Below are 9,388 nucleotides of genomic sequence, written 5' to 3' on the forward strand. Positions count from 1 at the left end.
GTTTACTAGGGCTCCTCAACGTCATCGGCACCCAGGCCATGACCGGAGACAACACTCCGACATAGTGGTCGGCAGCGCCTCGCTCTCGACGCCCACGATCGGCGGCCAGGCACCCCAGAGCCTCCTGTTCGTTGCTCACAGGCCCAAGCCGACTTCTGGCACCCCACAGGGAGTCAATGGTGGACGGCGACCTGATCGCGGCCCCCGCGCTTGGCGGTGTAGAGGGCTTGGTCGGCGCGGTCCAGCAGGTCACGTAGGTCTGTGTCGTGGGGTGCGAGGTGGGCCAGGCCGATGCTGAGTCGGATATCGAGCGGCCCGATCGAGGTGTTGACGGGCCTGTGGGCGACTGCTGCCCTCAGCCGTTCGGCGAGCGCTGTGGCGGTGGACGCCGGTACAGACATCAGCACGGCGAACTCCTCGCCTCCGATCCTGCCGAGGATTTCTTCGCCGCGCAGGGAGGAGCGGATGCGCCGGGCGATCTCGGCCAGGACCTCGTCCCCGACCGAGTGGCCATAAGCGTCGTTCACCCGCTTGAAGTAGTCGATGTCCATCATGGCTGCGCTCAATGGCAGGTCGGTGGCCGCGTGGCTCTTCACCGCGCGTTCAGCCTGTTCGAGGAAATGTCGCCGGTTGGCCAGACCGGTGAGCTGGTCAGTGGCCGCGTGGCGTTGCACCTCTTCGAACAGCTGCGCGTTCTGGTAAGCGATCACTGCCTGGTCGATGACAGTCCGGGCGACCTGGGTCCGCGTCTCGCCGTAGCAGCCGGGCGTCCGGGAGGCGAGCACGACCACCATCTCCACGTCTTTGTGCAGCGGTGCCGGCGCGGCCAGCCAGCTCACGGCCCGATGACCTTCGAGACCTGGCAGAGCGTTCCCGCCATCCTCCGCGGTGACTGCCTCGTGGCGGTCGAAGGCGGCCGCGAGCGGCCACCTGGCTGGAAGGGTGATGTCGGTGCCCACTATGTCTTTGTTGATGTCTCCGTGCGCCGAGGTGATTCGGGTCGCACCCGGCACCCGGGTCAGTACCCAGGCGGCGTCGAAGGGCAGGACGCGCCTGGCCGCTGTCAGCACCCGTCCGAGGATCTCCCGGGTGCTCAGCGTCGCGGTGGCCTGCATCGTGACGTTCCGCCGCGACGAGGGCCTGCAGCCGGGCGGCTTCGGCGACGCCCAGCGATAGTCCGACCTGTTTGGCCAGCACCACCAGGATCCGGGCGTCGTCTTCGTCGAAGAGTCCTTTGGCGATCTGGCTGTCCACGTAGATGACGCCACAGCGGTCGTCGTTGAAGGGAACCGGAGCCGCGAGGATGCTGCGTAGTCCGTACTGCACGGCGCTTTCCGAGCCGAGCGCGGCGCCCTCGTCCGTGCCGGTGACGACCAGCGGCCGGTTCTCGGCGTGGACGCGTTCCACGACTGTCGTGGCGAACCTGGGCAGGCCGCTTCTCGACGCGGCAAGCCCGTCCGGCCCGGAGGCGTCGATATCAGCGAGATCGTTCGTGTCCGCGTTGCCGTCGGCCTGTCCCGCAGCACTGGCCTGCTCGGCGCTGCGGGCCGCGTACGGTCTGAGTGGTCCGGAGCCGTCGTCGCGTTCCGACGGGTCGGGTAGGAGTAGCAGGGCGCGGTCCGCGCCGAGAATTGTGATGATCTCGTCGAGCACGACCGCGGCTACCGCTTTGGGGTCCATCTCCCGCCCCGCGGCCGCGCTGACCTGGAGTACCGCGTCGAGGCGGCGGCGGTCGCGGGTGAAGGTGGGGGCTGGTGAGGTCCCGGTGGGTGCCTGCGACCACTGGTTTCGTTCGGCTAGTTCGAACTCGCGCCGGACAGTGTTTTCCCGGCGTACCCAGCCGGATCGGCCGGCGAGGTCGGCGGCGAGTTCGGCTTCGGTGGTGGCCTGGTCCGGCTGGTTGAGCGCGCGTAGGCACCGGGCCCGTTCCAGCAGGGTGTCGAACCGGATCCGGGGGGCCTCACATTCTCGGGACATCTGTTCGGCCGTGTCCAGCAGGTCGATGGCGGCCTGGTAATGACCGGCGAGCTGGCGGTCGATGGCGTGGAGGACTCGCAGGTCGGCGGCGAACAGGGGGTACTTCGCCGTCCAGCGGGCGTCGTGTAGCGCGCGGCGAGCGACCTTGCGGCGGGCCTCTCGTTCCGGCCCGGGTGGGGTGGCGCGTGCCTGCTCGAGCCGGCCGCGTGCCTTGGCGATCCAGAAGGCGCGGAAGTACTTCGGAGGCCGCAGGAGGTGGAGGTCGAGGGCGTCTCCCGCGGCCACGGCCGCGTCGAAGGCTGGACCGAACTCGCCGTCCTCGACCTCGAGCTCGACGACGTCACGGCAGATCATGTAGCGGCGCAGCTTCTCGGACTCGGGTTCGATGCCGAGGGCGGCGAGCCCCGGATGGGGAACGGGTGGATAGCCCAGTATTCGCGCGAGCATTGCCTGTACCGTCTCGAGATCTCTCACCAGGGACTGGCCGGCGACGCTGGCCGCCATCTCTGTCAGGCAGTCCCACGCCTCGCGAAAGCATCCGCGCAGCACAAGGCTCTGCACGAGTATCGCATAGTTGTTCGCGAAGGACGAGGCATCGACCCACCGGGCATTACGGCGCAGCGTGTCCCGGTAGTCCCGTGCCGTGGCGGTAGTGTCTCGCCCGAGGCATACTCTGGCCACCGATATATACAACGAGACTATGGCCTGATTGGTCTGGTCGCCGGTCTCCACCGCCAGCTCGCGCAGCCATCCGGCGTCGCGCTCCAAGGTCCGGGCACGTCCGTAATCCGCCGCGACAAGGGCGAAATTGGCGTGGCCGCGTGCATATTCCGGGCCCGATCCGAGCCGCAGGCTGGGCCGGACAGCAGACATCATGAAAGCCAGCATGGGTCCGACTCGTCCGGTCATCCATTCACACAGGATGGCGGCCTCATACAGGCAGAGCCGGATTTCCTGCAGTTCCCGTTCCTCGCCCGTCGCCCCGCCGCGACCGGTCCGCGGCCATCGGCACGCCATGCCCGCCACCCACCGGCCGACGCTGACGGCGGCCATCACGGCGGGGTTGGCGGGTATTCCCCGGCCGATCTCAGCCAGCCCCAGGTCGACGTACTGGATCGTGGCAGCGTAGCGGAACTCGCCGAACTCGACCCACGCCCATTCGAGGTAGAGCCGGGCGCGGCGGCGGGGGGCGGACTGGCGGCGCAGTGCGCGGGCGAGGTGTGTGCGGGCGTCCGCGGGTCGGACCGTGCGCACGCAGGCGAGCGCGAATCCTTCCTCGAAGTCCGCGTCGGGTTCGAGACCGACCCGGGTGGCCGCGGTGTCCGCGGCGAGGTAGAAGGTGACCGCTTCGTAGGGAGCGGGCGCGGCGAGCGCCGCCGCGGCGGCGGCCGCGGTCAGCCGGAAGAGATCCGGCGCGGCCACCTCGCCGGCGATGGCGTGGCGGGCCACCGCGTAACGGCGGTCATGTCCCGCCATCTGGTTGGCGCCGGCGGTGCCGTCGGTATCGAGCACCCGGACGATGCATCGGTGCGCCGCCGTCCGTTCCTGCGCGCTCATGGTCGACAGCAGGGCTTCGTGGACGCAGTCGTGCACGAAGGACCAGGTTCCCTCGCCGGTCGGCCCGGCGAGCTGATGTGCCTCGGCTTCGGCGGTGGCAGCCGCGATCTCGGCACCGGTGCCGGCTGTCGCGGCGGCCAGCAGCGCCAGGTCGAAACTCCGGCCGATCACCGCGGCGACGCCGAGCACGGACACCGCGGTCGGGCTGAGCGCGTCCGCCCGGCGCCGGATCAGGTCGAGGACCTCCTCAGGCAGCGGCAGCGAGTCCAGACCAGCGCGGTCGAGCACGAACCGGCCCCAGTCGGGACGGATGAGCCCGGCGTCGATCACCGCTCGCAGATACTCGACGACCGCCAGCGGGTTCCCGGACGACCGCACGGTCACCTCACGCGCGAAAGCGTCGTCGGTTACCTCGCCGAGGTAGTCACCGATCACCTGGGATACCTCGCTCTCGTTCAGCGGACCGAGCGCGATGTCCCAGGTGAGGGCCGGTCCGGCCGCGATGCGCAGAGACGCGTCCCGGGTGGTGTTGATGACCAGCAGCGGGGCCGACGACGCCGCGGCGGTGAGGTCCTCGAGGACCCGTCGATCCGCCGGCCCCAGCCAGTGGGCGTCGTCGACCCAGAGGATCATCCCGTCGGACGCTGTCGCGAGGCGGTCCAGGAAGCCGACCACCGCGGAGCGAAACCGCATCTCGTCCGCGTCCGGTCCGCCACCAACCGGATCCACACCCAGCGCGTCGGCGAGGCGCGGGTGCATACGGGCGAGTAGCGACGCGTCGGACCCGGCGGCCCCGATCAGTGTCGCGAGCAGTTCGTGCCGTTGCTGGTCGGGCACGGACTCCAGCTCGCGGACGTACCCGTCGATCAGGTCGTGCAGCAACGCCAGCGGTGCCGAAGCGTCGGCGGCGCACCTACCGCGCAGAACCACCGGGCCGGTCCCCGGGGTGGCGGTGTCGTGCTCGGCGAGCAGGTCCTCGATCAGAACGGACTTGCCCGCACCGGCCTGCCCGCTGACCGTGACGACACCGCGCTCGCCAGCAAGGCAGCGCGCCCACGCCTCGCCCAGCAGACCGCGCTCGACCCGCCGCCCGATGATCCGACCCGGGGCCTTCGCCGGCGCACGGGCGGCGGCCGCGCCCAGGGGCGCGGTCGGTGTGACGGGTGCGACGGGTGCGACGGGCCGACCCGACGGGTCCGGCGGGAGGGATGCGAGCGCGGCGACGACCGCGCCCGCGGACGGATAGCGGTCATCCGGGTCCTTCGCCAGCAGGCGGGCCGTCAGCGAGGCGAGTGCTTCTGGGACGTCCGTGCGCAGGTCGCTCAGCGGTCGGGGGGCCTCGACGGCGTGCTGGCGGAGCAGTTCGGCGGTGTCGCTGGCCTCGAACGGCGGTGCGCCGGCCAGACCGGTGTAGATCACCGCGCCGAGAGCGTAGAGATCGGCACGCGCGTCGACCGGCCGGTGCAGCATGCCGGTCTGTTCCGGCGCGCTGTAGGTGACCGTGCCGACGGCGGCGTCACCGGGATCTCGCCCGGCCCGGGCCATCAGACCGAAATCGAGCAGCGTCGCCCCGCCATCGGGGCCAATCATGATGTTCGCCGGCTTGACGTCGAGATGAACCAGCCCGCGCCGATGCGCCTCCGACAGCGCCCCCGCCACATCACGAGCGATCCGCACGGTATCGGAGATTCCCAACCGCTCCGCAGCGATCCGCGACTCCAGCACATCGCCGTCGACGACATCCATGATGAGATACGGATAATCCTCGGTCATCCCGGCGGCCCGGACATGGGTGATACTCGGATGGTCTATACACGCCAGCACCGTGGCCTCGCGGGTGAATGCGCGCGCCGTACCCTGATCATGGGCCACTCTGCCGACCGGCACCTTCACCGCGTAGCTGTGACCGGCCCGCTCTGCCCGATATACGACGAAATGGGGTCCGCGACCCAACTCCTCCCTGATGACGACGCCGGGCACCCTGACCTGCGGCACGGGCTCCCTCCCATCGTCGTTCGCCCCGCCCCGCCCCGCCGGGCGCGGGCCTGGACCGACTGGGCATAACTCGGAACCGAGCACATAATCGTCTCTCGGAACCTGCGCAGTCGCATGTCGGGAACTGTCCGAGGAGACCGCCGCCTCGCGCGGAGGCAGGAGGTGGCCGCTCTATGATCGTCCGATGGACGAGATGACGGATCTTCCCGAGCTCGCGAACGGCTGCGTCATGATGTCCCGCGCCCGGAAACTGGCCGCCTGGGTCGGGGCGGGCAGGCCGGTGACTGCCAACGGAACCGGTGCCGCGGCCGCGCCAGACGAGTGAGGAGGCGATCCGCGATACCGACCCGGCGGCCACCTACCCGACCTGCCTCGCCGGCCGCGGCGACGCCCCGGTCGAGGACTGGAATCCTGAGTATCCAGAAGATCCCACCCCCTTCGATCGAGACGACGTCAACCGCCGCCTCGCGGTCTTCGCGGCACCGATGCCGTTGCGCTGACCCGTACGGTGGAACCGTGGGTGACGACGTCGTGACGATCGTGTTCTGCGGTGACACCATGCTGGGCCGCGGGGTGGATCAGATCCTGCCGTGTCCGGGTGATCCCACTCTCCTGGAGGGTTTCGTCCGGGATGCCCGTAGTTACGTCGAGCTGGCGGAGGCGGTGAACGGGCCGATCCCCCACCGGGTCGACGCCGCCTGGCCGTGGGGCGACGCGCTGGCGGCGCTGGACGCGGCCGGGCCCGCCGTCCGGGTGCTGAACCTGGAGACCAGCGTCACCTGGTGCGACGACTTCGCGCCCGGCAAGGCCGTCCACTATCGGATGAACCCGGATAATCTTGGGTGTCTCGCCGCCGGTCGGCCGGATGTCTGTGTGCTGGCGAACAACCATGTGCTGGACTTCGGGCCCCGCGAGCTTGCCGAGACGCTCGATGCGCTGTCCGGCGCGGGGCTGCGCCATGCGGGTGCCGGCCGCGATGCCGACGAGGCCAGACGGCCCGCGATCGTCCCGTGCGGCGCTGGCGAGAGCGACCCTCATGAAAGCCACCGTCGCGGCCGGGTGCTCGTCTTCGCGTGCGGGGTGCCGTCCAGTGGAATACCGCCCGGCTGGGCCGCGACCGACGACCGGGCCGGCATCGACGTCGTCGAGAGACTCACCGACGCCGCAGCCGACGAGCTCGCCGCCCGCGCCCGAGGGATGGCGCGTGCCAGCGATGTCGTCGCCGTGTCGATCCACTGGGGTTCCAACTGGGGCTACGAGGTCGACGACGAGCAGATCGCCTTCGCGCACCGGCTGGTCGACGGCGGTGTGGACATTCTGTTCGGTCACTCGTCGCATCATCCGCGCCCGGTCGAGGTGTACCGGGACCGGCTGATCCTTTATGGCTGCGGCGACTTCATCGATGATTACGAGGGCATCGCCGGCTACGAGCCCTACCGGGACGATCTGCGGCTGGCCTACCTCGTGTCCGTCTCGGCCGACCCGGCCGACACCGGGACGCTCGCCGGCCTGCGGATGGTGCCGCTGCGGTCCCGGCTGATGCGGCTGCGCCGGGCGTGCGTCGCCGACCGCGTCTGGCTGTGCGACATCCTGGACCAGATCAGCCGCGGTTTCGGGGCCCGGTTCGACCTCACCGCGGACGGCCTGCTGGCGCTGCGTCGAGCCTGAACCGGGACACGCGGCCGTCTCGTGCGATGCCACCGAGATACCGGCACCAGTTCGGGCGCCCCATCGGCGGCTTCCAAGCCGTGAAGCACCACCTGTCGCGGCGGGCGACGTCGACCTGTCCTGGCACCTCATCGACTCGGTGATCCCGGATGGCTTCGACCTGGCCGTGCTGCTGCGGCCGGGTAACGCCGGGGCCAACACGGCCGCCGACCACGTCACCGTGGCCGCCGCGGCACTCGCCCAGCTACCGGAACGGCTGCGCCGGGGCCGGTCGGTGCTCATCCGCACCGACAGCGGCGGCGGCACGCATGCGTTCGTGGCGTGGCTGGACCGCCGGCGGCTGGCCTACTCGGTCGGGTTCACCCTGCCCGAGAGCGCCGCCGAGGCGATCGCCAAGGTTCTGCCGTCGTTGAGCGCGAGATAGCTGCCCGGCGGCACCCCGTCCAGCAGTCGTTTCACGATCGTGCTCGCCTCGTCGTCGTCGGCGACGTTCCCCACGGTGCCGAACATCACGAGCACGACCGGCTCGGTGAAGTCCAGGACCTCGGCCGCCGCCGCGAGAATCCGCTCCGGGTCACGGACGTAGGCGGTGGCACCGCCGGTCGTGCTGGTCAGCGGCGTGGGCGTGCGTCAGCACGACCGGTACCACCCCTTGGTTGCACATGGAAGACTGTGATCATCGTCCGCCTCGGTCTGCCGGCTGAGCGCCTCCGTTGGCAAGCCGACCCGTACCGCAGGCGCGCCAGCGCCGAGGAACGGGAGCGGCGCGGCAGCACTTCACGCGCTACCACCCGACTACAAGATCGGCCCGGCGCGTCCGGACGCCCACGATCGTCCTTCGTTCGCGGTCACAGCCCTGACCGCGTCCACTGGAGTTCGCTCTGGTCGGCGGGCGTCCCGGGCTTAGCTGTACGGATGGCTGTACCGCACCGCGATGCTCGGCACCGCACGACCGCACGACCTTGCCCTTACGGGATAACTCCCGCCCCACACGGGACTGGCTTTGAGAGAGGCTCAAGGAAGACGGCTCACCACCTCGCTGGTCCCGGAGGATGCTCAGTCAAGACAAAACTCGTTTCCCTCGATGTCCTGCATCACGATGCAGGAGTCGTGGCCGTCATACAGCAGTCGCACGCGCACCGCGCCGAGCACGGACAGTCGTGCGCATTCAGCTTCGAGCGTGGCGAGGCGCTCTTCACCCACGAGCCCGGAGCCGACCCTCACGTCAAGATGCAGCCGATTCTTGACGACCTTTCCTTCGGGAACGCACTGAAAGAACAGTCGCGGGCCCACGCCCGAGGGATCAATGCAGGCGAACCATGAACCCTGATCCTCAGGAAACCGGGAGCGGTTGAAATCATCCCAGGTGGCGAACCCCTTCGGGGGCGGCGACACAACGTACCCCAACACCTCGCACCAAAAGCGAGCGACGCGCTCAGGTTCTGCGCAGTCAAAGGTGACTTGAAACTGCTTGATCGATGACATAGGCGCACCGTAGCATGGGAGACGTTTGCTCATCTCCCGCATTTTGACGGGAGGATGGTCCCCGGGAGTCGCTGCTGCGTCGTGCGGTCGCACGGGCCGAGCCATGCGTGTGCAACGCGGGTACGGACCCGTTGTTCGCCCGATTGCCAAAATATGCTGGTGAGAAGCCTGAACCTACGCCAACACGATCGGTACCACCCCTTGGTCACGCATGGGCGAGGGGTGGCGACCGCTGGCGGGACTTACGACGCCACGATCACCGTCGTGATCAAAACCCCGACATTGATGGTGGTGTCACGATTCGGCCAACTGGAAATGCCAGATGACCAGCGCCGGCACACCGGCCCTGGCGGCTCGTGCTGCTTCGGGCACTATGTCGTCCAGGCACCACGGCCAAAGCTCCCACGGTCCTACCGCTCCGAACGTGCCTTTCCGGTCGGCCGGCCCCGGCGGTTCGTTGGTCGACGCGGAAGGTTCCTCGCAGCGACGCACGCGCAGTCCCACCGCCAGCGCGGCCCGCAGATAATCCCCGATCAAGTGGCGGTAGGCGCTCAGATGTCCAGGTCGGCCATCAGCATCGCGGACGGAGGGAATCGAGCCCAGTGCCACGGTCTCGGGGTGCATGTCGGAGATCACCAGGTGACCGCCTGGACGCAGGACCCGGGCGAACTCCGCCATGACCGGCTTGAGCGCCCCGATGTGGGTC

Annotated in this window: 6 protein-coding genes and 3 pseudogenes; 4 read left to right on the forward strand and 5 right to left on the reverse strand. The window is 69.4% G+C overall.

From position 1 onward, the window contains the following. Positions 1–173 precede the first annotated feature (173 nt). Both CM1CMNOD_RS22715 and CM1CMNOD_RS23500 read right to left on the reverse strand, forming a co-directional pair. Positions 174–710 (reverse strand): GGDEF domain-containing protein, encoded by a 537-nt coding sequence (locus CM1CMNOD_RS22715; RefSeq protein WP_237702952.1) that lies wholly within the window; start codon positions 708–710, stop codon positions 174–176. Then, complete coding sequence (locus CM1CMNOD_RS23500; protein ID WP_043602789.1) at positions 652–5,529, reverse strand: protein kinase domain-containing protein; 4,878 nt, start codon at positions 5,527–5,529, stop codon at positions 652–654. Before CM1CMNOD_RS23500 ends, CM1CMNOD_RS22715 begins: the two co-directional genes overlap by 59 nt. Positions 5,530–5,713: 184 nt before the next feature. Between CM1CMNOD_RS23500 and CM1CMNOD_RS21380 the strand changes: the two genes are divergently transcribed. The 4 genes and pseudogenes from CM1CMNOD_RS21380 to CM1CMNOD_RS01865 form a co-directional block, all read left to right on the forward strand. Then, entirely contained in the window at positions 5,714–5,854 is a 141-nt protein-coding gene (locus tag CM1CMNOD_RS21380; RefSeq protein ID WP_157490963.1) for a hypothetical protein, read from the forward strand. Beyond that, complete coding sequence (locus tag CM1CMNOD_RS01855; protein WP_043602793.1) at positions 5,829–6,029, forward strand: hypothetical protein; 201 nt, start codon at positions 5,829–5,831, stop codon at positions 6,027–6,029. The genes CM1CMNOD_RS21380 and CM1CMNOD_RS01855 overlap by 26 nt, the downstream gene beginning before the upstream one ends. A 16-nt stretch (positions 6,030–6,045) precedes the next feature. Next, positions 6,046–7,197: a CapA family protein gene (locus tag CM1CMNOD_RS01860; RefSeq protein WP_013871990.1), complete on the forward strand. Its 1,152-nt coding sequence runs from the start codon at positions 6,046–6,048 to the stop codon at positions 7,195–7,197. Positions 7,198–7,348: 151 nt separating this feature from the next. Further along, positions 7,349–7,597, forward strand: a pseudogene (locus tag CM1CMNOD_RS01865) (transposase); the annotation flags it as partial. A gap of 2 nt (positions 7,598–7,599) precedes the next feature. Here the strand turns inward: CM1CMNOD_RS01865 and CM1CMNOD_RS01870 are convergent. The 3 genes and pseudogenes from CM1CMNOD_RS01870 to CM1CMNOD_RS01880 all read right to left on the reverse strand — a co-directional run. Continuing rightward, positions 7,600–7,840, reverse strand: a pseudogene (locus tag CM1CMNOD_RS01870) (SAM-dependent methyltransferase); the annotation flags it as partial. 413 nt (positions 7,841–8,253) lie between these two features. Beyond that, positions 8,254–8,682, reverse strand: coding sequence for a VOC family protein (locus tag CM1CMNOD_RS01875; protein WP_013871991.1), 429 nt, complete (start codon positions 8,680–8,682; stop codon positions 8,254–8,256). A gap of 294 nt (positions 8,683–8,976) precedes the next feature. Then, positions 8,977–9,388: pseudogene (locus CM1CMNOD_RS01880) on the reverse strand (SAM-dependent methyltransferase); the annotation flags it as partial.

It is taken from the genome of Protofrankia symbiont of Coriaria myrtifolia (genome assembly GCF_900634755.1).
Taxonomy (GTDB): Bacteria; Actinomycetota; Actinomycetes; order Frankiales; family Frankiaceae; genus Protofrankia; species Protofrankia coriariae.